At 68.8% G+C, this 21284-nt stretch carries 19 protein-coding genes and 1 pseudogene; 3 read left to right on the forward strand and 17 right to left on the reverse strand.

The window, feature by feature from the left end; genetic code table 11:
- Positions 1-15: 15 nt before the first annotated feature.
- Positions 16-2427, reverse strand: coding sequence for a lamin tail domain-containing protein (locus ACFY3V_RS06655; protein WP_389770723.1), 2412 nt, complete (start codon positions 2425-2427; stop codon positions 16-18).
- 342 nt (positions 2428-2769) lie between these two features.
- On the opposite strand from ACFY3V_RS06655, the gene ACFY3V_RS06660 reads away from it, so the two are divergent.
- Positions 2770-3021, forward strand: coding sequence for an AbrB/MazE/SpoVT family DNA-binding domain-containing protein (locus tag ACFY3V_RS06660; RefSeq protein WP_362896810.1), 252 nt, complete (start codon positions 2770-2772; stop codon positions 3019-3021).
- A 3-nt stretch (positions 3022-3024) separates the two neighbouring features.
- Positions 3025-3435 (forward strand): PIN domain-containing protein, encoded by a 411-nt coding sequence (locus tag ACFY3V_RS06665; RefSeq protein ID WP_362896811.1) that lies wholly within the window; start codon positions 3025-3027, stop codon positions 3433-3435.
- A gap of 41 nt (positions 3436-3476) precedes the next feature.
- Here ACFY3V_RS06665 and ACFY3V_RS06670 read toward each other — a convergent pair.
- The 4 genes and pseudogenes from ACFY3V_RS06670 to msrA all read right to left on the reverse strand — a co-directional run bounded on the left by ACFY3V_RS06670 (position 3477) and on the right by msrA (position 5546).
- A pseudogene (locus tag ACFY3V_RS06670) lies at positions 3477-3873 on the reverse strand (DUF6069 family protein).
- Between the two features lie 104 nt (positions 3874-3977).
- The gene (locus tag ACFY3V_RS06675; RefSeq protein WP_389770728.1) at positions 3978-4394 is read right to left on the reverse strand and encodes a PIN domain-containing protein; all 417 of its coding nucleotides are present in this window, start codon (positions 4392-4394) and stop codon (positions 3978-3980) included.
- Positions 4370-4681, reverse strand: a complete 312-nt coding sequence (locus ACFY3V_RS06680) for a hypothetical protein (protein WP_362896813.1) — start codon at positions 4679-4681, stop codon at positions 4370-4372. The genes ACFY3V_RS06675 and ACFY3V_RS06680 overlap by 25 nt, the downstream gene beginning before the upstream one ends.
- Before the next feature lie 202 nt (positions 4682-4883).
- On the reverse strand, positions 4884-5546 hold the full coding sequence (gene msrA, locus ACFY3V_RS06685) for a peptide-methionine (S)-S-oxide reductase MsrA (RefSeq protein ID WP_362896814.1): 663 nt from the start codon (positions 5544-5546) through the stop codon (positions 4884-4886).
- Positions 5547-5682: 136 nt separating this feature from the next.
- On the opposite strand from msrA, the gene rarD reads away from it, so the two are divergent.
- Positions 5683-6732 carry an EamA family transporter RarD gene (rarD, locus tag ACFY3V_RS06690; RefSeq protein ID WP_389770732.1) on the forward strand — a complete coding sequence of 350 codons (1050 nt, stop codon included), beginning with the start codon at positions 5683-5685 and terminating at the stop codon, positions 6730-6732.
- On the opposite strand, the gene ACFY3V_RS06695 is transcribed toward rarD, so the two are convergent.
- From ACFY3V_RS06695 to nuoE, 12 genes are all read right to left on the reverse strand, one after another.
- Entirely contained in the window at positions 6645-7046 is a 402-nt protein-coding gene (locus ACFY3V_RS06695) for a MarR family transcriptional regulator (protein ID WP_350942644.1), read from the reverse strand. The two genes, rarD and ACFY3V_RS06695, sit on opposite strands and share 88 nt — an antisense overlap.
- 357 nt (positions 7047-7403) lie before the next feature.
- On the reverse strand, positions 7404-8399 hold the full coding sequence (locus ACFY3V_RS06700; RefSeq protein ID WP_350942642.1) for a polyprenyl synthetase family protein: 996 nt from the start codon (positions 8397-8399) through the stop codon (positions 7404-7406).
- A gap of 14 nt (positions 8400-8413) precedes the next feature.
- A complete protein-coding gene (gene nuoN / locus ACFY3V_RS06705) occupies positions 8414-9964 on the reverse strand; it encodes an NADH-quinone oxidoreductase subunit NuoN (RefSeq protein ID WP_362896817.1) in 1551 nt (516 codons plus the stop codon).
- The gene (locus ACFY3V_RS06710; RefSeq protein WP_389770738.1) at positions 9961-11574 is read right to left on the reverse strand and encodes an NADH-quinone oxidoreductase subunit M; all 1614 of its coding nucleotides are present in this window, start codon (positions 11572-11574) and stop codon (positions 9961-9963) included. The genes nuoN and ACFY3V_RS06710 overlap by 4 nt, the downstream gene beginning before the upstream one ends.
- The gene (gene nuoL / locus ACFY3V_RS06715; RefSeq protein WP_362896892.1) at positions 11574-13436 is read right to left on the reverse strand and encodes an NADH-quinone oxidoreductase subunit L; all 1863 of its coding nucleotides are present in this window, start codon (positions 13434-13436) and stop codon (positions 11574-11576) included. Before nuoL ends, ACFY3V_RS06710 begins: the two co-directional genes overlap by 1 nt.
- Before the next feature lie 66 nt (positions 13437-13502).
- Positions 13503-13799, reverse strand: coding sequence for an NADH-quinone oxidoreductase subunit NuoK (nuoK, locus tag ACFY3V_RS06720; protein ID WP_350942636.1), 297 nt, complete (start codon positions 13797-13799; stop codon positions 13503-13505).
- A complete protein-coding gene (locus tag ACFY3V_RS06725) occupies positions 13796-14629 on the reverse strand; it encodes an NADH-quinone oxidoreductase subunit J (RefSeq protein WP_350942635.1) in 834 nt (277 codons plus the stop codon). Before ACFY3V_RS06725 ends, nuoK begins: the two co-directional genes overlap by 4 nt.
- Entirely contained in the window at positions 14622-15137 is a 516-nt protein-coding gene (gene nuoI / locus ACFY3V_RS06730) for an NADH-quinone oxidoreductase subunit NuoI (RefSeq protein WP_350942633.1), read from the reverse strand. Before nuoI ends, ACFY3V_RS06725 begins: the two co-directional genes overlap by 8 nt.
- Positions 15124-16473 (reverse strand): NADH-quinone oxidoreductase subunit NuoH, encoded by a 1350-nt coding sequence (gene nuoH / locus ACFY3V_RS06735; RefSeq protein WP_362896821.1) that lies wholly within the window; start codon positions 16471-16473, stop codon positions 15124-15126. The genes nuoI and nuoH overlap by 14 nt, the downstream gene beginning before the upstream one ends.
- Positions 16473-19070: an NADH-quinone oxidoreductase subunit G gene (locus tag ACFY3V_RS06740; RefSeq protein ID WP_389770744.1), complete on the reverse strand. Its 2598-nt coding sequence runs from the start codon at positions 19068-19070 to the stop codon at positions 16473-16475. The genes nuoH and ACFY3V_RS06740 overlap by 1 nt, the downstream gene beginning before the upstream one ends.
- A gap of 67 nt (positions 19071-19137) precedes the next feature.
- A complete protein-coding gene (gene nuoF / locus ACFY3V_RS06745) occupies positions 19138-20424 on the reverse strand; it encodes an NADH-quinone oxidoreductase subunit NuoF (RefSeq protein ID WP_389770747.1) in 1287 nt (428 codons plus the stop codon).
- Positions 20425-20554: 130 nt separating this feature from the next.
- Positions 20555-21229, reverse strand: coding sequence for an NADH-quinone oxidoreductase subunit NuoE (gene nuoE, locus ACFY3V_RS06750; RefSeq protein WP_386202398.1), 675 nt, complete (start codon positions 21227-21229; stop codon positions 20555-20557).
- Positions 21230-21284: the final 55 nt, after the last annotated feature.

Raw genomic sequence — 21284 nt, forward strand, 5'->3', positions numbered from 1 at the left:
TCGTGGAACTAAGGGTCACTCGTCCACGACGGGGCTGCCGGGGCGGCAGCGGGTGGGGAGGGGGTCGGTGTTGCAGCCGGTGAGGATGCGGATGATCTGGGGGTCGTGGTCGCTGGCCTGGTCGGAGAATTCGGCGTTGATGTGGACGACGCCGTAGGAGTAGCCCTTGATGGCGGGGCTGATGAGGATGTGGTCGAGGACCTGGGAGTTGCCGTCGAAGACGTAGCTGTAGCGCTGGTCGACGGGGAGGGTGTCGACCAGGGTCTTGAGGAGGGTGCCGTTCTCGGTGATGGTCTGGAGGGTGGGGCTGAACTGGTAGTCGTTGAGGTCGCCCAGGACGATGACCTCGGCGCGACCGGCGCTCTTGACGGAGAGGTCCTTGACGAAGTCGCGGACCTCGGTGGCCTGCTTGACGCGCTGGACCTCGGAGCTCCGGACGGGGGGCTGCACGGCCGCGCTCAGCGGGTAGTCGCCGCCCTTGGAGTTGAAGTGGTTGGCGACGACGAACAGCTGCTTGTCACCGTCGTAGCGGAACTCGCCGACGAGCGGCTTACGGCTGGAGGCCCAGGCGCCGCTGGTCGGGTTGATCCGGCCGGGTGAGACCGACAGGGAGATCTGGTTGCTGGTCGGCCGCTCGCGAACGACGGAGACGGCCGTGTCGGCGTCGCCGCCGGGGCGGTCGACGAACGTCACGCGCGCGGGGTTGAACAGGAACACCGGGCGGATGTTGCCGCCGGGCTCGCCGCCGTCGGTGCCGTCGTTCGGGTCGACGGAGCGCCAGTCGTACGCGGGGCCGCCCGCGGCCTGGATCGCCGCGATGAACTTCGCGACGGTCTCGTCGGCCGCGACGACGCCGTTGTTGGTGGCGCCGTTGTTGTCCTGGATCTCCTCCAGGGCGAGGATGTCGGGCTTGCCGAGGTTGTTGACAACCGCCTCGGCCAGCCGCGCGAACTTGGCGGCCGGGTTGGTGGCGGCGAGGTTCTCGACGTTGTACGTCGCGACGGACAGGTCGCCCTGCTTCTTCGGCGGGAGCACCTTCTGGCGCTTGAGACCGCCCTCGGTGATCGCGCCGAGCTGGGTGGCCTGCAGGACATAACCGCCGAACGACTGGTAGTCGAGCGGACCGGTGGTGCCGGCGGCCAGCGTGGAGCCGACGTTGGCGGCGGGCGCGCCGTTCAGCGAGAGGATCATCAGCCGGCCGCTGTTCGGGTCGTCGTAGCCCTTGTAGACGGAACCGCCGCGCGGAGTCGGGTTCTGACCCGGCTTGAGCGTCACCCAGAGTTCGGAGAACTCCGTGTTGACCGGGCTGATCAGGCGGGTGTCCTGGGCGACGGTGATCCGCATGCCCTCGTGGATCTCAAGCCAGTCCAGCACGTAGGAGGACGGCTCCAGGGGCTGGGCCTCCAGGCTGCCGCTCTTGGTGTAGGCGTCGGGGAAGGCGACCGGGACGGGTGCGGGCAGCGCGTTGCCGCCGTTGAGCCTGATGGTGCTGATAGTGCCGCCGAGCTCGGTGAGGCTCTGCGCGCCGGCGGCCGGGCGGTACTCGGTGACGCGGCCGGAGACCAGGACGGAGTCCCCGATGACGACCGTCGGCGACGTCGAGCCGGTGAAGACGAACAGGCCCTCGCTGGTCAGAGGGTCGGCGTCGGCGGACGGGTCCTGGAACCAGAAGCCGCGCGAGTTGCCCGTCACCCGGACGGCGGTGACGATGCCCGGGACGTTCGTGACGCTCTGCCCGACGATCGGGGAGATCCGGCCCGCGCCCTGGATGTCGTGGATGCGGGTGGTGCCAGGGGTCGGGTCGACGGGGCCGCCCGGGTCGCCCGCGGTGACCGTGGTGCCCGCGGAGTTGGTGACCTTCGGCACGCCGGAGGTGAAGTCGGCGGCGTTGTTGTCGGTGTCGGTCAGCGCTCCGACGCGGGCGATGGCCGTGGTGTTGGTGAGCGCGGGGGCGGCGAGGGTCTCGACATTCGCGGTCGCGCCGTAACCGACCAGGTCCTTGACGTTCGGAGCGGTCGAGCAGGAGATGCCGCAGCCCACCAGCGGGATCTGGGTCGTGACCAGGGCGACGACGCCGGAGGTGCCCGACATGGGGATCGTGCCGATGGCGTCGGGGGTGGGCAGGTCGACGGAGCCCGCGGCGCCCGCGGCCTGCTGGACGAGGTACCTGCCGTTCGCGGGGATGCTACCGGTCAGCCTGGTGAGCTGGAAGACGGCGCCCGCGGCCGAGGCGTACTGGACGCTCCAGCCCGAGACGTCGACGGGGCTGCCGGTGGTGTTGGCCAGTTCGATGTAGTCGTTCTTGAAGATCGCTCCGGAGTTGCCGCCGCCGCCGTACACGGCGGAGATGACGACGTCGGACGAGAGGGCGTTCGCGGTGCTGGGCAGTGCCGTCATGGTCGCCGCGACCACCAGTGGCAGACTCATGGCCGTGAGCAGCCGACGTACTCGGGGGGGTGCCACAGGAGTTTGCTCCTAGTAGATCGATAGGTGTCTCCCCAGAAGCATGGGGCTACGTACATCGTTCCAAAAGCGGCGTTATTGTTTATTTGCCTATTCGACGGAAAAGTTCATCGACTCTTCCGCGAGGTGTCGGCGCACCCCGGCCCGCGACGACCATCCCCCGGCTCGCATCCTCGATCGCGCCCCCTCCACACCCCGGCCTCTTGGCCGACCGATGCCGACGACCGGCCGACAACTTTCCGTAATCGCTCGCACGCTTCACGTGACACCGTTTAACCTTTACCCATGAGGGTGAAGGTAAAGGTTATGGAACACGGCAAGAGGACACGTGCCAGGCGTACGGGGCCGGCGCGCATCTCCAGCAAGAACCAGGTGACCCTGCCGGCGGCGGTGCTGCGCAAGCTCGGTCTTCACCCGGGAGACCCGGTCGACATCGCCGAAGAAGGCGGCCAGATCATCATCCGGCGACACCGCAGCCGTCTCGACGGGGTGATCGGCACCATCCCCGGCTTCACCGAGGCCGTGGACGTCGAGGCGAGCCGCGAGAGCTGGTGCTGACGGGTGCCTACCGTGATGCTCGACACCAACGTCATCGCCGGCCTGCTCGATCCCGACGACGCGCTGCACAGTCATGCCCGTGACGCCGTTCGCCGCTGGGAGGACAAGGCGGCCTCGTTCGCCATCTCCGTGATCACCTGGGGCGAACTGCGGGTGGGTGCGGTCCGCAAGGGTGTCGCGGCCGAGAGGATGCTCGGAACATTCCGTGCCGCCGTCATCGATCGGATCGTCGGGGTGGACGAGGCGACGGCCGAGGGCGCGGCCCTGCTCAGGGCCGCGGACCTGACGATTCGAGTACCGGACGCCCTCATCGTCGCGACCGCCCGCGAGGCGGGGGCCGACGCGCTGCTCACCGCGGACCGGAAATTCCGGGGCATCGCCCCGGAACTCGTCGAACTGCTACAGCCGGGGTGAGCCGACCGGAGACCGGGACCAGCATCGCGAACAGCGGGTGATCACGCTGTCCGGCGGCCGAAGACCGGGATCAGTACCACACCGACGGCGAGGTGCATCAGCGCCAGGATGGCCTTGGTCCCGCCTGTCGCCTCGACCGCGAACAACGGCAGGAACGGACACCAGCAACACGAGAACGGCGATCACGGCCCAGATGACCGGCGCCCGGCGGGTCAGCCGGTTCAGCAGCGCACGCGTGCCCCAGCCGAGCAGGGAGAGGGCGAGTGTGAGGGTGGCGGCGAACGGCAAGCTGATGACCCCGGGTGGCTGGCCGTTGCGGGGGTCGACGCGTAAGTCGATACGCAGGATCTGGGCAACGGCCCACAGCAGCGCCGTGGCGAGGACGGCGCCTCCGACCGCGAGGGCGGCGACACTACGAGCGCGATCCAGAGGATTAATCCTCTGCGGGAATCAGACCTCTCCGACAGACGGACCGCTCGGACGGGTCACCCAGCTTGACGTTGGTGGCTGGCCACCGTGCACTGCCAAGTGGCCGGTGGGCCTCAGACTCCGACGACCTTGACGGTTTTCCCACAGAGCCGGTGCATGTCGTCCTCGTCGGAGGTGACGACGATCACCGGCCTGACCGCACGCAGAGCGGTGGCGGCCACCACGGCATCGATGGCGTACTTGTGACCATGCAGCCGGGCATCACGCAGAAGCTCGATCGCCCGCGCGCAGATGTCCTCGGTCACCGGCTCGACCTTCAGCCGGGACAGATGCCATCTGAGGCGATCGCTCTTCACCCGGACGTCCTGAGCCTCGATCGGCGTCATCGCGCTGACAACGACCCGGAAGTCGTTGTCCTGAGCCCCCCGCACGATCGCGGTCACCCTCTGGTCGGCCTCGCACCACCTGACGAGACCTTCGCAGTCGAGGACCACGGTGCCCGCGCTCAGCCTGCTTCGTGCGCGCGCCATCCGCCCTCTTCCTGAAGCTCTGGCGCGGACTTCACACTGCGGAACAGCTCCGCCGCCTCATCCCGCAATGCCTGCGGAATCAGCCCGGAGGCGGCCTCATTCGCCTGAAGCGCCTCCTCCAGGAGATCCCGCTCGATCTGACGTTCAACCGCGGCATCGACATAGGCGGAGAACCCGCGTGCTCCGACGCGTTCCCTGACCGCCCGGATGTTCCCCGCGCGCAGGGAAACACTGACCTTGGCCGCCGGACCGTCTCCCGGGGCGAACTCCCGCTCAGGCACACTCATGCAACCAGTTTACTACTCGAAGTAGCAAATAACTCGGAAGTTCGCCAACCGACAGAACGTGCGGTCGAGCCCTCACTTCGCAGGGAAACCAGCCCAGCCCGGAAAGAGAGGTTGGTGCCGTCGATGCCGCGGTGGCCGTCCGAGGACCTTGGACAGGTGCTGCCGGCCGCACCCGGATGGAGTACGGCCGGTGAAATCCAGGTCAGGCCTCGCCGGAGGTCAGTCCGACGGGGCAGCTCACACCGGTGCCGCCGATGCCGCAGTAGCCGCCGGGGTTCTTGTAGAGGTACTGCTGGTGATACTCCTCGGCAAGGTAGTAGGCACCCGCCGGGGCGATCTCGGTGGTGATGGGGCCGTAGCCCGACTCGGTGAGCACCTGCTGGTAGGCGTCACGCGAGGTGAGAGCCGACTTCTCCTGCTCGGGGGAGTTGAAGTAGATCGCCGAGCGATACTGCGTGCCGACGTCGTTGCCCTGGCGCATGCCCTGGGTGGGGTTGTGCGCCTCCCAGAAGACGCGCAGCAGCTCCTCGTACGACACCTTGGAGGGGTCGAAGACGACGCGGACGAGCTCGGTGTGACCGGTCTGGCCGCTGCAGACCTCCTCGTACGTCGGGTTCTGGGTGTAACCACCCGCGTATCCGACCGAGGTGGAGATCACGCCCGGGGTCTGCCAGAAGATGCGCTCGGCGCCCCAGAAACAGCCGAGGCCGAAGTCGGCGATCTCGCTTCCCTCGGGGTACGGCGGGGCGAGCGGGGCGTCGAGGACGGCGTGCCGGCCGGGCACCATGATCGGTGTGGGGCGGCCCGGGATCGCGTTCTCCGGGGACACCATCGTCGTCTTGTCCTTGCCGAACAACCAGCCCATTGTGAACCTCCTCCTGACACGTTCTCACCAGGAGGCAACCACGGGCCACCCATCCGTGTTCCCGTAAGGATCTCTTAACAGATAGAAAAGCACTACTAAATTGCGGTAAATAAAGTAAGGGGCGAAGATGGGCTACATGCCTGAAACACGCCGGGGAGTTCTGTACGGCATCGCCGCCTACAGCATGTGGGGACTGTTCCCGCTGTACTGGCCGCTCCTGAAGCCCTCCACCGCCCTGGAGATCCTCGCTCACCGTATCGCGTGGTCTCTCGTCGCCGTGGTCGCCATTCTGGCGGTACGACGCCACTGGTCCTGGTTCCGCGCGCTCCTGCGCACTCCGCGGAAGCTCGGCCTCCTCGTCTTGGCGGCGGCGATCATCACGGTCAACTGGGGCCTCTACATCTACGCCGTCAACAGCGGCAACGTGGTCGAAGGAGCGCTCGGCTACTTCATCAACCCGCTGGTCAGCGTGCTCTTCGGGGTGTTCCTGCTGAAGGAGCGGCTGCGAAGGTGGCAGTGGGTCGCGGTGGGACTGGGCACGGTGGCGGTGGTCATCCTCGCCTTCGACTACGGGCGTCCGCCGTGGATCGCGCTCGTGCTGGCCGCGAGCTTCGGCACGTACGGGCTGGTCAAGAAGACCGCCGGGGTGGGCGCGGCGGAGAGCATGACGGTCGAGACGCTGGTGCTGCTGCTGCCCGCGCTGGGCTACCTGGTCTATCTGGAGCAGCAGGGGACGAGCACGTTCGGCAACGTGGGAGCGGGCCACGCGTTGCTGCTGGCGGGGGCGGGTGTGGTCACCGCCGTCCCGCTGCTCTGCTTCACCGCCTCCGCGATCCGGATACCGCTCACCACGATCGGCCTGCTGCAGTACATCGCCCCGCTGCTGCAGTTCCTGTGCGGCGTGTTCGTCATGCGGGAGGTCATGCCGCCCAGTCGCTGGCTGGGATTCTGCGTCATCTGGCTGGCGCTGTCGATCTTCACCTGGGACAGCCTCAGGGCGGCCGCCCGGTCCCGCCGAACGGTCGCGAAATCCGTCCCGGCACGAGAGCCCGGGAGTGTGGAAAGCGTGGAAACCGTGGAAACCGTGACCGGGGACGGTCAGGAGCCGCGTACCGCGAGGACGAGCGGGCTGAGCTCCGGGTCGACGTCGGCCTGTTCCAGGGCCGCGGCGAGCGAGCGCTCGTAGGTGGGCGTGGCCCCCGCAAGGCGGGTGCGCCCCTCGTCGGTGATCACCGAGTAGACGCCGCGACGGTCGTCCGAGCAGAGGTCACGCCGGGTCATTCCGGCCGATTCAAGGCGGGCGACAAGGCGGGTGACCGAGCTCTGGTTGAGTCCCACCGCCTCGGCGAGCTCCTGCATGCGCATGCAGCCGCCGGGAGCGGTGGCGAGCCGTCCCAGTGCGCGGTACTCCGACAGGCCGAGGCCGTGCCCGCGCTGGAGTGCCTTGGTCAACTCCGCCTCCACGCGAGCGTGCAAGAGGGCGAAACGGTCCCACGACATGGTGATTCCTCCTGGGGTGTTCCATCGGCAGGAGTCTACATGCACGTGCATTATTTGCTTTCATCTGCAAGCAATATCGTGGAAGAGACACGAAAAAAGCTCGGCCGAGCCAGCCGATGATCATGCCTGCGGTGGCCCACCCGAACGTTTCACGAGGCGGTCACGCGGGGCGGGTGACCATGCCCGCGACAGCGGGCCCGAACGTTTCACGACGTGGTCGCGCGGGGCGGGTGACGGCCCCCGACGGGGTCGGGGGCCGGGCGGACAACTCCCCCACGTGGTCAGGACCAGGCCGAACGGCTCCCCGGCACGTGCCGGACGACGGGACCGTACCCCGGCCACACGATGGGCCGAGCGTCAGCCGGACCGCTCCACCACGTAGTCGCACAGTGCCAGGTAGGCGGCGCGGGCCGGGATGTCGGGGAGGCCGTTGAGCGCCTCGCGGGCGCGGTCGGCCCAGGCGAGCAGCTCGGCGCGGGCACGCTCCATGGCGGGGTCGGCGCGGAGCAGGCGCAGGGCCTCCTCGATGTCCTCCTCCGCCACCGGGCCGGCCAGCAGCTCGCGCAGGCGGGCGTTCTCGGGAGCGTCCGAGGCGAGGACGTAGAGCACCGGCAGGGTCCGGATGCCCTCGCGCAGGTCGGTTCCTGGCGTCTTGCCCGACTCGCCCGTCTCGGCGGCGACGTCGAGCAGGTCGTCGCCGAGCTGCCAGGCGACCCCGATCGCCTCGCAGGCCCGGGTCACACGCTCGATGATCTCGGGCGAGGCACCGCTGAGCATCGCGCCGAACCGGCCGCCGGTGGCCACCAGCGAGCCGGTCTTGTCGGCCAGCACCCCGATGTAGTGGGCCACCGGGTCGTCACCGGGGCGAGGACCGATGGTCTCGCGAATCTGGCCGCGCACCAGGCGGGAGAACGTCTGGGCCTGGATCCTGATGATGTCGGAGCCGAGGTCCGCGAGGATCTCCGACGCCTGGGCGAACAGGTAGTCGCCGGTCAGGATGGCCACGGTGTTGTTCCAGCGGGCGTTCACCGAGGCGGAACCCCTGCGGACCGAGGCCTCGTCCATCACGTCGTCGTGATAGAGCGTCGCCAGGTGGGTCAGCTCGATCACCACGGCTCCCGGCACCACGCCCGCGGACTCCGGTGAGCCGAACTGGGCGGCGAGCAGGACCAGCATCGCCCGGAACCTCTTGCCGCCGGCCTCGATGAGGTGCTTGGACGCCTCCGTGACGAAGGCGTCCTCGCTCTGCACCGAGGACCGCAGCAGCTTCTCGACCTCCGCCAGTCCGGTAGCGAGGTCCTGCGCCAGCCGTTCGTCGACAAGCGGGAGATCAACAACCGGTGGCGCAGCCATGAAACGTTACTCCTCTAGCGAATGAACAGCGCGGACGCAGCCTTGTCCGCGAGATCGAGCACCGGCTGCGGGAAGACTCCGAGCACTACCGTAGCCGCTGCCGCGAGAGCGACCACCGCCGAGGTGCCCACCGTGGGAGCCGCGATGGACGGACCGTCGGCGGAGGGCTCGCTGAAGAACATCAGCACGATGACGCGGACGTAGAAGAACGCCGCGATCGCCGAACTGACCACACCCACGACGACCAACGGCAGCGCGTCACCGGCGACCGCCGCCGAGAAAACGGCGTACTTGCCGAAGAAACCGCTGGTGAGCGGGATGCCGGCGAAGGCGAGCAGGAAGAAGGCGAAGATGCCCGCGAGCACCGGGGCGCGCTTGCCCAGACCCGCCCACCGGGACAGGTGCCCGGCCTCGCCTCCCGCGTCGCGGACCATGGTGACGACCGCGAAGGCGCCGACCGTGGTGAAGCCGTACGCGGCCAGGTAGAACAGGATCGCCGACAGGGCCTGCGCGTTCTGCTCGGCGGCGCCGACCGCGACGACGCCGGTGAGCAGGAAGCCCGCGTGCGCGATCGAGGAGTAGGCGAGCATCCGCTTGATCTCGGTCTGGGTGATCGCCAGGATCGCGCCGACGATCATCGTCAGGATCGCGACGCCCCACATGACCGGCTTCCAGTTCCACTCAAGACCCCCCAGAGCCACCCAGAAGACTCTGAGGACGGCGCCGAAGGCCGCGACGAGCACGGTGGAGGCCATCAGAGCGGTGACCGCGGTGGGCGCGCCCTGGTAGACGTCAGGCTTCCATGCCTGGAACGGCGCGGCTCCGATCTTGAAGAGCAGGCCGATGCCGAGCATCGCGGTACCGATCAGCAGCAGCGTCTCCTGGCCGCTGACCGCGCTGAGCGAGTCGCTGATGGCCCGCAGGTCCACCGATCCGGCGTAGCCGTAGACCAGGGCCATCCCGTACAGGAAGAAGGCCGAGGAGAACGCGCCGAGCAGGAAGTACTTGACCGAGGCCTCCTGCGAGAGCAGGCGGCGACGGCGGGCCAGGCCACAGAGCAGGTACAGCGGCAGGGACAGGACCTCAAGCGCGACGAACATGACCAGCAGGTCGTTGGAGGCGGCGAAGAGCAACATGCCGCCGACCGAGAACAGCAGCAGCGGATAGACCTCGGTCTGGGCGTGACCGCTGAGGATCGCCTCCTCCTCGTCGGGGCTTCCCGGCACCGCCGCCGCCTGCGCGACGAACTGGTCCTCGTCGTTGATCAGGAGCGTGCTGACCAGGGCGAGAACGAGGATGATGCCCCAGATGAACAGGGAGGGCCCGTCCACCGCGATGGAGCCCATCGCCGCCGGGGTGTCCGGCAGGCCGTTGACGGCGTTGAGCACCGTCATGAGGAACGCCCCGAGCAGGGCGAGCAGCGTGAGCGGCATGTGGATCGACTTGCGCAGGTAGCGGGGCGCGAACGCCTCGATCAGCACGCCGAGGATGGCGGCACCGAAGACGAGCAGCATCGGCGAGAGCAACGCGTACTCGATCATCGGGGCTTTGATGGTGCCGTTCACTCGCCGGCCCCCTTCTGGTCTGCCACGGCGGGGTTGGGCTGGTCGATCTTGACGCTGGTGAGCGTCTTGTCCACCGCGGGATTGATCACGTCGAGCACCGGCTTGGGATAGAAGCCCAGGATGAGGAGCACCGCGATCAGCGGAGCCACCACGTACATCTCACGCCGGTTGAGGTCGGGCATGGCGTAGGTCTTCTTCGGGGAGTCGGCCGTGACCTGCGCGGATCCTTCCTCCGAGGAGACCGGCTCCTTCGGGGAGGAGGCGGCCACGGCGTACGCCGGGTTCGGAGCACCGGTCATCATGCGCTGGTACATCCACAGGATGTAGACGGCCGCGAGGACGACGCCGCTCGTCGCGATGATCGCCGGGATCGGGTAACGCTCGTAGGTGCCGACCAGGACCATGAACTCGCTGACGAACGTGGACAGACCCGGCAGAGAGAGCCCGGAAAGACCGGCGATCAGGAAGGTGCCCGCGAGCAGCGGGGCGACCTTCTGCACGCCTCCGTAGTCGGCGATCTGACTGGAACCCCGGCGGTAGATCAGGAATCCGGCGATGAGGAACAACGCACCGGTCGAGAAGCCGTGGTTCACCATGTAGAGGGTGGCGCCCGCGCCCGCGTTCGCGGTCATCGCGAAGACACCCAGCGCGATGAAGCCGAAGTGCGAGATCGAGGTGTAGGCGATCAGGCGCTTCATGTCGGTCTGGCCGATCGCCACGATCGCGCCGTAGACGATGCCCACGACCGCGAGCACGATCACCAGCGGGGTGAAGAACTTCGACGCCTCGGGGAACAGCTCCAGGCAGAAGCGGAGCATCCCGTACGTACCGACCTTGTCCAGCACGCCCACCAGCAGCACCGCGGCACCGGCCGGGGCCTGCGCGGCGGCGTCGGGCAGCCAGGTGTGGAACGGCCACAGCGGCGCCTTCACCGCGAACGCGATGAAGAAGCCCGCGAAGAGCCACTTCTGCGTGGTCGGGTCCTGAACGACCCCGATCAGCTCGGGGAACATGAAGGTGTTCTTCTGGGCGACCACGTAGAGCGCGATCACCGCGACCAGCATGAGCAGGCCGCCGAAGAGCGAGTACAGCAGGAACTTCACGGCCGCGTAGGACCGCTGCGCCCCGCCGTACGACCCGATCATGAAGTACATCGGGATGAGCATCGCTTCGAAGAAGACGTAGAACAGGAAGACGTCGGTCGCCGCGAAGACGCCGATCATCATCGCTTCCAGCACCAGCAGCAGCGCGAAGTAGGTCTTCACCGACCGCTTGGGCGGTGCCGCGGCCCCCGAGCCGTCGGCGTCGTGCCAGGAGGCGAGGATCACGATCGGCACGAGCACCGCCGACAGCGCGATCAGCACCAGGGCGATGCCGTCGACGCCGACGCCGTAGTGGACGCCGAAGCTCGGGATCCACTCGTAGACCTCGGCGAACTGGAACCGCGTCTGGGAGTTCGGGCTGAACTGGGCCGCGACGGCGCCGGTGAGCACCAGCACGACGAGCGAGACCACCAGGGCCAGCAGCTTGGCGAGCTTGTCACTCTTGACAAGGGAGACACCCACCGCGCCCAGCAGGGGCACGGCTATCAGGGTCGAGAGCCAGGGCATCACATGTTCCCTACGTAGAGCAGCGCGCCAACGACCACGGCGGCACCGAAGAGGATGGACAACGCGTAGGACCGCACGTAGCCGGTCTGGATGCGGCGCAGCCGCCCGGAGGTCCCGCCGATCCCCGCCGCCAGGCCGTTGACCAGGCCGTCGATGCCGCGGTTGTCGAAGAACACCGCGATGCGGGCCAGCCACTGGCCGGGGCGCATGAACAGCGCCTCGTTCAGCGCGTCGCCGTACAGGTCACGGCGGGCGAAGGTGGTGACGAACGAGCCGCGCGGGGCGACCCGGGGAACCTCGGCGGCGCCGTAGCGGAACCAGGCGAGCGCGGCACCGACGGCGACCAGCGCGAGCGTGGTCAGGCCGGGGACGCTGATGAAGTGGAATACCGGAAGCTTCTCGGGCAGGCCGACCGCGGGGGCGAGGAAACTCATGAGCCGGTTGTCCAGGATCATGAAGGCGCCCAGGACGATCGAGCCGATCGAGAGCAGGATGAGCGGCACGGTCATCACCGAGGGCGACTCGTGCGGGTGCGCGTCGTCGGCCCAGCGCTTCTTGCCGAAGAAGGTCATGAAGATCATCCGCGACATGTAGAAGCCGGTGATGCCCGCGCCCAGCACCGCGAGCCAGCCCAGGATCGGGTCGTGGTGCATCGCCGTCTCGATGATGCCGTCCTTGGTGAAGTAACCGGACAGCAGCGGGAACCCGATGATCGCGAGGTAGCCGACGATGAAGGTGGCCGCGGTGACCTTCATCACCGAGAACAGGCCACCGTACTTGCGCATGTCGACCTCGTCGTTCATGGCGTGCATCACCGAGCCCGCCCCGAGGAACATGTTGGCCTTGAAGAAGCCGTGTCCGATCAGGTGCGCGATGGCGAACGCGTAGCCGGCGGGGCCGAGGCCCGCGCCGAGCATCATGTAGCCGATCTGCGACATCGTCGAGCCCGCGAGGCCCTTCTTGATGTCGTCCTTGGCGCAACCGATGATCGCACCGGCGAGCAGCGTGGCCACACCGACGATCGTCACGACGAGCTGCGCGGTCGGGGCCGCCTCGAAGAACGCGCCGGAGCGGACGACCAGGTAGACGCCCGCGGTGACCATGGTCGCGGCGTGGATGAGCGCCGAGACCGGGGTCGGGCCCTCCATCGCGTCCAGCAGCCACGACTGCAGCGGCAGCTGGGCCGACTTTCCGCAGGCGCCCAGGAGCAGCAGCAGGCCGATCGCGGTGATCGTGCCCTGCGAGACGTCGCCGGACTGGAGCGCCCCGCTCACCGTCTGCTTGGACAGGTCGCCGAAGGCGACCGTGCCGAACGTCGTGAAGATCGTGAAGATCGCGATCAGCAGGCCGAAGTCACCGACGCGGTTGACGATGAAGGCCTTCTTCGCCGCGGCCGCCGCCGAGGGCTTGAACTGCCAGAACCCGATGAGCAGGTACGAGGCGAGGCCCACGCCCTCCCATCCGATGAACAGGGCGACGTAGTTGTCGGCCAGCACCAGCAGGAGCATCGCCGCGACGAACAGGTTCAGGTACGCGAAGAACCTGCGCCGGTCCTGGTCGTGCGACATGTAGCCGATCGAGTAGATGTGGATCAGCGATCCCACACCGGTGATCAGCAGGGCGAAGCTGATCGACAGCGGGTCGATCAGCAGCCCCATGTCGGCGATGCCGGGGATGAACTGGTAGAGCGCGACGCCCTGGCGGCGCTGTGCTTCGGGCAGGCCGAGGATCTCGACGAAGGCGGCGACCGCCACCACGAAGGCGGCCAGGGACATCGCGACGCCGAGGAGGTGCCCCCAGCGGTCGGTGCGACGCCCGCCCAGCAACAGGACCGCGGCGCCGAGCAGCGGGAGGGCGATCATGAGCCAGGAGACTCCGATCACGCCCCCGGAATGCTGGATGATCTCAGCGGGTTCCACGGCCACCTCTTAGTACTTCAGCAGGTTGGCGTCGTCCACCGACGCGGACCTGCGGGTTCGGAAGATCATCACGATGATGGCGAGGCCGACGACGACCTCGGCCGCGGCCACCACCATCACGAAGAACGCGATGATCTGGCCGTCCAGGTTGCCATGCTGTCTGGCGAAGGTGACGAACGCGAGGTTGCAGGCGTTGAGCATGAGCTCCACGCACATGAACACCACGATCGCGTTGCGCCGCACCAGCACACCGACGGCGCCGATCGCGAACAGCAGCGCGGAGAGCACCAGATAGTGAGTCGTCACTTGCCGTCCTCCTGCTGGAGTGCCGCGTCCCTCACATGGACGGGCTCGTCGCCCGAGTCGGAGTCACGGCCCTGCGCCGCCTCCTTCTCCAGGACCTGCTTGATGAGCGCCGCCTTCTCCGGGTCGGTCGGCTCGAAGCCCTCCGCGACCTGCCGGGCGAGCACCCGGTTGACGGACTTCTCCGAGACCGTGCCGTCGGGCAGCAGGGCCGGCATGTCGATCGCGTTGTGCAGCGCGTAGGTGCCGGGCCCCGGCAGCGGCGAGGGCTGCGGGCCGGCGAAGCGGGCGCGGGCCAGGTCACGCTGGGTGGCCTTGGGCCGGATGCGCTCGCGGTGCGCCAGCACCATCGCGCCGAGCGCGGCGGTGATCAGCAGCGCCGAGGTGACCTCGAAGGCGAAGACGTATCTGGTGAAGATGAGCTCCGCCAGACCGGGCACGTTGCCGCCCGCCGCCTGCACGGCCGCGTCGAGGCCGACGGGCGGGGCGTAGACGGCGTTGCCGACGCCCAGGGCGAGCAGTACCGCGAAGCTCAGGCCCGCGACGGACGCCCACAGGCGCTGTCCCCTGATCGTCTCGACCAGCGAGTCGGCGGAGTCGACGCCGACGAGCATCAGGACGAACAGGAAGAGCATCATGACCGCGCCGGTGTAGACGATGATCTGCACCGCGGCGAGGAAGGGGGCCTCCTGGACGGCGTACAGCACGGCGAGCGACAGCATGACGACGCCCAGCATCAGCGCCGAGTAGACCGCCCTGCGGCTGAAGACGAGCCCGAGGGCGGCCCCCACCGAGACGACCGCGAGAACCCAGAACGTGATGGTCTCACCCATTGTTGCGTCCCAGCCGGTAGTAGTCCTCTTCGTTCTCGCCGAGACGCATGGGGTGCGGCGGGATCTCCATGCCGGGACCGAGCGGCGCGAGCAGCATCTCCTTGGTGTAGATCAGGCTCTCACGGCTGGTGTCGGCGAGGTCGTACTCGTTGGTCATCGTGAGCGCCCGTGTCGGGCACGCCTCGATGCACAGGCCGCACAGGATGCACCGCAGATAGTTGATCTGGTAGGTGCGCCCGTAGCGCTCACCCGGCGAGAACCGCTCCTCGTCGGTGTTGTCCGCGCCCTCGACGAAGATCGCGTCGGCCGGGCACGCCCAGGCGCACAGCTCGCAGCCGACGCACTTCTCCAGGCCGTCGGGCCAGCGGTTGAGCTGGTGCCGGCCGTGGAAGCGCGGCGCCGTGGGCCGCTGCTCCTCGGGATAGTTGACCGTCTCGACCTTCTTGAACATCGTGTGGAAGGTCACGCCGAACCCCTTGATGGGGTTCAGCCAATCAGTTGCTCCCACTGGGAACCTCCTTGCGCGCTACACCGTGGTAGTGCGGCAGGTCGAGCGGCGGCACCGGGAAGCCACCCGCGGACGGCTCGGCTTGGAGTTGCTCGAACTCGGCCTCGACCTGGGCGGCCTTGGCCTCCTTGCGCTTCTGCAACACGCTGTCGAAGCGCCACCAGATCCCGAGGCAGGCGATCATCACGACCGCGGCCAGGATGAGCACGAGCGAGCGGTCCGTGCCCTCCAGCTGCAGGGCCCGCACCGTGGCGACGAGCATGATCCAGGCCAGGTTGACCGGGATGAGGATCTTCCAGCCGAGGGCCATCAGCTGGTCGTACCTGACGCGCGGCAGCGAGGCCCGGCACCAGACGAAGAAGGAGAAGACCAGCACCATCTTGAGGAAGAACCACAGCAGCGGCCACCAGCCGGTGTTGGCCCCGTCCCACATCGAGATCGGCCACGGGGCCCGCCAGCCGCCCATGAACAGGGTGATGGAGACCGCGGAGACCACGAAGACGTTGACGTACTCGGCGAGCATGATGACCGCGAACTTCAACGAGTTGGAGTATTCGGTCTGGAAGCCGCCGACCAGTTCGCCCTCACCCTCGGGCAGGTCGAAGGGGACCCGGTTCGTCTCGCCCAGCATCGTGATGATGTAGATCAGGAAGGACGGGATCAGCAGGACCATGTACCAGGAGGGCATCGGGATCTCCAGGCCGAAGAGCGGGAACACCCCGCCCGACGCCTGCTTCGCGACGATCTCCGAGGTGGAGAGGGTCCCGGCGAACAGGAAGACGCCCACGAACGACAGGCCCATCGCGATCTCGTACGAGACCACCTGGGCGCTGGCCCGCAGGCCGCCGAGCATCGAGTAGGGGGAGCGCGAGCCCCAGCCCGCCAGCACGATGCCGTACACGCCGATCGAGGCCATCGCGAGCACCAGCAGCACCGCGACCGGAAGGTCGGTGAGCTGCAGCGGCGTCTGCACCCCGAACATCGAGACCATCGGGCCCATCGGGATGACGGAGAAGGCCATGAAGGCCGGGACCGCCAGGACGACCGGGGCGATGAAGTAGATCACCTTGTCGACGGTCCTGGGCATCAGGTCTTCCTTCAGCCCCATCTTGAGACCGTCGGCCACCGACTGGAGCAACCCGAACTTGCCCGCCCGGTTGGGGCCGTACCGGTTCTGCATGCGGGAGATGAGCTTGCGCTCGAACCACACGCCGAACAACACGCCCAGCATCAGGACGATGAAGATGACGACGGCCTTGATGATGCTGATCCAGAGCGGGTCCTTGCCGAAGTCGGCGAGGGTCGGATCGGCCGCTAGAAGAGTCCGGGCATTCATTACCGCTCCTCGTTGGCTTCGCCGGCGGCACGTGCCTCGCCGGCCGTGGTGCCGGTGGCACGCTCGTCGGGTCCGGTGCCCGCGACGGTGCTCGCCGAGCCCGGTGTGACCGGGCTCGCCGCGGCGGGCGCGACGGCGGCGTCTCCTGCAGGCACGACTTCAGGCACGACGCCTGGCGAGGAGGCGCCGATCCTGACGACGTCACCCGCGACGGCGCGCAGGTCCCGGGTGACCGAGCGACCCGCGGAGTTGGCGGGCAGCCACACCACCCGGTCGGGCAGGTCCGCGATCCGGAAGGGCAGGCTCAGCGAGCCGCGCTCGCCGGTGACGACGATCTCGCCGCCGTCGACCAGGCCGGACTCGGCCGCGGTCGACTCCGACACCAGCGCGTACGCCGGGCGGGCGGTGCCCGCCAGGTACGGCTCTCCGGCCTGCAGGCGACCGTCGTCGAGCAGCAGGTGCCAGCTGGCCAGGACGGCCTCTCCCGCGGCCGGCCTGGCCGCGGTCCGGCCGGCCGCGTCGGGAGCGGCGGCCCTGGGGCCGCGCCACGCGCCGATCGCGCCGAGCTCGCGGCGGGCGGCGGCCGGGTCGGGCAGGCCGAGGTGCACGTCCATCGCGTCGGCGATGGCGGAGACGACCCGCAGGTCACTCATGATCCCCGGAACCGGGATCGCCTCGGCGAAGGTGCGCCCGCGTCCCTCCCAGTCGACGAAGGTGCCCGACTTCTCGGCCACCACGGCGACGGGGAGCACCACGTCGGCGCGGTCGGTGACCGCGCTGGCGCGCTGCTCCAGGCTCACGATGAACGGGGTGTTCTCCAGGGCGAGCAGTGCGGCCTGCGGCGCCGGCAGGTCGTAGGGGTCGACACCGGCGACGACGAGGGCGTCGATCTGGCCGTCGAGCGCCGCCGCCAGCATGGCGGTGGTGTCGCGGCCCTCCCCCTCGGGCAGGGAGGCGACGTTCCAGGCCCTCGCCACCTCGGCGCGGGCGGTCTCGTCGCCGACCGGGCGGCCGATCGGCAGCAGGTTCGGCAGCGCACCGGCCTCGATCGCCCCGCGCTCACCGGCGCGGCGCGGGATCCAGGCCAGCCGGGCGCCGGTGGAGTCGGCGAGCCGCAGCAGCGCCGAGAGTGCGCCCGGCATGGTGGCGAGCCGCTCACCGGCGAGAATGATCGCGCCCGGCTGCCTGATCGCCTCGGCGGCGATCGCGTCCACGGCGGCCAGGTCGTCCAGCACGGCGGTCTCGGTGCCCGGCACCGCCGGGATGAGGGTGCCGCCCATCTTCGCGAGGCCGGGACCGGCGAACGGGGCGACCGAGAAGACCTTCAGGCCCTTCTTCCTCGCCGCCTTGCGAAGGCGCAGGAAGACGATCGGCGACTCCTCGTCGGGTTCGAACCCGGCCAGGAGCACCGCGGGCGCCTTCTCCAGGTCGGCGTAGCGGACCTCGATGCCCCGGCCGGCGACGGCGTGCGCCAGGAACCGCGCCTCCTCCTCGGAGTGCGGCCTGGCGCGGAAGTCGACGTCGTTCGTGCCGAGGGCGATCCGGGCGAACTTCGCGTACCCATACGCCTCCTCGACGGTGAGGCGACCGCCGACCAGCACGCCCGCGCGTCCGCGTGCCGCGGACAGGCCCTTGGCGGCCGCGGCGAACGCCTCGGGCCAGGAGGCGGGGACCAGGCGTCCCTCCTCGTCACGGACGAGGGGGGTCTTCAGCCGGTCGGGCTGGGTGGCGTAGGTGAAGGCCCAGCGACCCTTGTCGCAGTTCCACTCCTCGTTCACCTCGGGGTCGTCCCCGGCGAGGCGGCGGGTGACCTTGCCGCGCCGGTGGTCGGTGCGCAGCGAGCAGCCGCTCGCGCAGTGCTCGCAGGCGCTGGGCGTGGAGACCAGGTCGAACGGGCGGGCCTGGAAGCGGTACGCGGCACCGGTCAGCGCGCCCACCGGGCAGATCTGCACGGTGTTGCCGGAGAAGTAGGACTCGAACGGGCGGCCGTCGGCGGTGGCGACCTGCTCCTTGGCACCGCGCTCGAAGAAGTCGATGAGCGGGTCGCCGGCGATCTCGTCGGAGAAGCGGATGCAGCGCGCGCACTGGACGCAGCGCTCGCGGTCGAGCAGCACCTCCGAGGAGAGCGCGACCGGCTTCTCGAAGATCCGCTTCTTCTCGACGAAGCGGCTCTCGCCCTGGCCGTTGGACATCGCCTGGTTCTGCAGCGGGCACTCGCCGCCCTTGTCGCAGACCGGGCAGTCGAGCGGGTGGTTCAGGAGCAGCAGCTCCATCACGCCGCGCTGCGCCTTCTCGGCGACCGGGGAGGTGAGCTGGGTCTGCACGACCATGCCCTCGGCGACCTCGATCGCGCAGGAGGGCTGCGGCTTGGGAAAGCCGCGGCCGTTGCCGGCGTCGGGGATGTCCACCAGGCACTGGCGGCAGTTGGCGGCCGGTTCGAGCAGCGGGTGGTCGCAGAACCGGGGGATCTGGATGCCGAGCAGTTCGGCGGCCCGGATGATGAGCGTGCCCTTGGGGACGCTCACCTGGAAGCCGTCGATGGTGACGGTGACCAGGTTCACCGGCGCCTGCTGCTCCGGGGTGGTTTCGACGGTCATGGCGTCTCCTCCGTCGGCCTGGTGACCGAGACGGTGCTGTGCTTGCCGGTTGCCTGGATCCGCGCGCTCACTGGGCACCCCACACCGTGGACGGGGCGTGATCGAACGGGCAGCCGCCGATCTCGAAGTGCTTGAGGTATTCGTCGCGGAAGTGCTTCACCGACGAGTGGATGGGGCTCGTGGCACCGTCGCCCAGGGCGCAGAAGGAGCGTCCCAGGATGTTGTCGGCGATGTCGGTGATCGTGGTCAGGTCCTCTTCGGTGCCCTGCCCCTTCTCCAGCCGCTTGAGCACCTGCTTGAGCCAGAAGGTGCCCTCCCGGCAGGGGGTGCACTTGCCGCACGACTCGTGCGCGTAGAACTCCGTCCAGCGGAGCACCGCGCGCACCACGCAGGTGGTCTCGTCGAAGATCTGCAGGGCCCGGGTGCCGAGCATCGAGCCCTTCGCCCCGACTGACTCGAAGTCCAGCGGGACGTCGAGGTGCTCGTCGGTGAAGATCGGGGTGCTCGACCCGCCGGGGGTCCAGAACTTGAGCCGGTGTCCCTCGCGGATGCCGCCGGACATCTCCAGCAGCTCGCGCAGCGTGATGCCGAGCGGGGCCTCGTACTGGCCGGGCCTGGTCACGTGGCCGCTCAGCGAGAAGATGCCGAAGCCCTTGGACTTCTCCGTGCCCATCCCGGCGAACCAGTCGGCGCCGTTGGCGATGATGGAGGGAACACTCGCGACCGACTCGACGTTGTTGACGACGGTCGGCGAGGCGTACAGGCCCGCCACGGCGGGGAAGGGGGGCTTGAGCCGAGGTTGGCCGCGATAGCCCTCCAGCGAGTCGAGCAGCGCCGTCTCCTCGCCGCAGATGTAGGCGCCGGCGCCGCTGTGCACGACCAGCTCCAGGTCGAAGCCGGAGCCGAACAGGTCGGTGCCGAGGTAACCCTTGGCGTACGCCTCGGCCACGGCCGCCTGCAGGCGGCGCACCACGTGCAGCACCTCGCCGCGCACGTAGATGAAGGCGTGGTTGGCCCGGATCGCGTACGCGGTGATGATGACGCCCTCGACGAGCGCGTGCGGGTTCGCCATCATCAGCGGGATGTCCTTGCACGTGCCCGGCTCGGACTCGTCGGCGTTCACCACCAGATAGTGCGGCTTGCCGTCCCCCTGGGGGATGAAGCCCCACTTCATGCCGGTGGGGAAGCCCGCGCCGCCTCGGCCGCGCAGTCCGGAGTCCTTGACGGCCTGGATGACGGCGTCGGGGTCCATGCCCAGCGCCTTCTTGGCCGCCGAGTAGTCGCCGTAGCCCTCCAGGGTGAAGGAGTTGGGCTGGTCCCAGTTCGCGGTGAGAACCGGGGTGAGAGTGGTCACTTCGTCTCCTCGCCTGACAGCCCGTCGCTCCGTGACGAGGCCGCGCCGTGCCTGTCGGCACGCTCGTTACGCCCGCACGCGCCGGTCTGACCGGCGCGTCCGCTCGTGGTGGCTCCGCTGCGTGTCACGCTCACGCCTCCGGAGCCTTCCATCCGTTCGCCTTCGCGATCTTCAGGCCCTCCAGGGAGGCGCCCTTCGCCGAGGGGCCGTCGCCGGCCAGGCCGTCGGGCAGGCCCGCGAGCACCCGGGATGCCTCCTTGAACGTGCAGAGCTTCTTCGGACCCCGGGTCGGGGAGAGTTCCTTGCCGTCCCTGAGGTCGTCGACGAGCTGCTTGGCCGACGCCGGGGTCTGGTTGTCGAAGAACTCCCAGTTGACCATCATCACCGGGGCGAAGTCGCAGGCGGCGTTGCACTCCAGCCGCTCCAGCGAGACCTTGCCGTCGGGGGTCGTCTCGTCGTGGCCGATGCCGGTGTGCTCGGACAGCTCGTCCCAGATCTGGTCGCCACCCATCACCGCGCAGAGCGTGTTGATGCACACGCCCACGTGGTACTGGCCCATCGGCCTGCGCTTGTACATCGTGTAGAAGGTGGAGACTCCGACGACCTCGGCCTTGCTCAGGCCGAGGATCTCGGCGCAGAACTCGTGGCCGTCGTCGGAGACGTAGCCGTCCTCGGACTGCACCAGGTGCAGCAGGGGCAGCAGGGCCGACCGCGGCTTCGGGTAGCGGCCGATGATCTCCTTGGCGTCGCGCTCCAGGCGCTCCCGCACTTCCGGCGCGTACCCCTTGGACACGGTCGCGCTCACCTCCTCGCCGCCCGCGCGGGCGGCCTCGTTCGAGGGCTCGCCGCCCAGGGCGGTG

The sequence above is a fragment of the Streptosporangium sp. NPDC000095 genome (genome assembly GCF_042899335.1).
In the GTDB taxonomy this organism is placed as follows: Bacteria; Actinomycetota; Actinomycetes; order Streptosporangiales; family Streptosporangiaceae; genus Streptosporangium.

Coding starts and splice junctions, on each gene's coding strand:
- ACFY3V_RS06700 (WP_350942642.1), bottom strand. CDS start 8,399: ATGGCTGCGCCACCGGTTGTTGATCTCCCGCTTGTCGACGAACGGCTG.
- ACFY3V_RS06740 (WP_389770744.1), bottom strand. CDS start 19,070: ATGACCGTCGAAACCACCCCGGAGCAGCAGGCGCCGGTGAACCTGGTC.
- msrA (WP_362896814.1), bottom strand. CDS start 5,546: ATGGGCTGGTTGTTCGGCAAGGACAAGACGACGATGGTGTCCCCGGAG.
- ACFY3V_RS06655 (WP_389770723.1), bottom strand. CDS start 2,427: ATGAGTCTGCCACTGGTGGTCGCGGCGACCATGACGGCACTGCCCAGC.
- rarD (WP_389770732.1), top strand. CDS start 5,683: ATGCCTGAAACACGCCGGGGAGTTCTGTACGGCATCGCCGCCTACAGC.
- nuoH (WP_362896821.1), bottom strand. CDS start 16,473: ATGAATGCCCGGACTCTTCTAGCGGCCGATCCGACCCTCGCCGACTTC.
- ACFY3V_RS06710 (WP_389770738.1), bottom strand. CDS start 11,574: ATGCCCTGGCTCTCGACCCTGATAGCCGTGCCCCTGCTGGGCGCGGTG.
- nuoL (WP_362896892.1), bottom strand. CDS start 13,436: ATGATCGCCCTCCCGCTGCTCGGCGCCGCGGTCCTGTTGCTGGGCGGG.
- ACFY3V_RS06695 (WP_350942644.1), bottom strand. CDS start 7,046: ATGTCGTGGGACCGTTTCGCCCTCTTGCACGCTCGCGTGGAGGCGGAG.
- ACFY3V_RS06725 (WP_350942635.1), bottom strand. CDS start 14,629: ATGGGTGAGACCATCACGTTCTGGGTTCTCGCGGTCGTCTCGGTGGGG.
- ACFY3V_RS06660 (WP_362896810.1), top strand. CDS start 2,770: ATGGAACACGGCAAGAGGACACGTGCCAGGCGTACGGGGCCGGCGCGC.
- ACFY3V_RS06675 (WP_389770728.1), bottom strand. CDS start 4,394: ATGGCGCGCGCACGAAGCAGGCTGAGCGCGGGCACCGTGGTCCTCGAC.
- ACFY3V_RS06680 (WP_362896813.1), bottom strand. CDS start 4,681: ATGAGTGTGCCTGAGCGGGAGTTCGCCCCGGGAGACGGTCCGGCGGCC.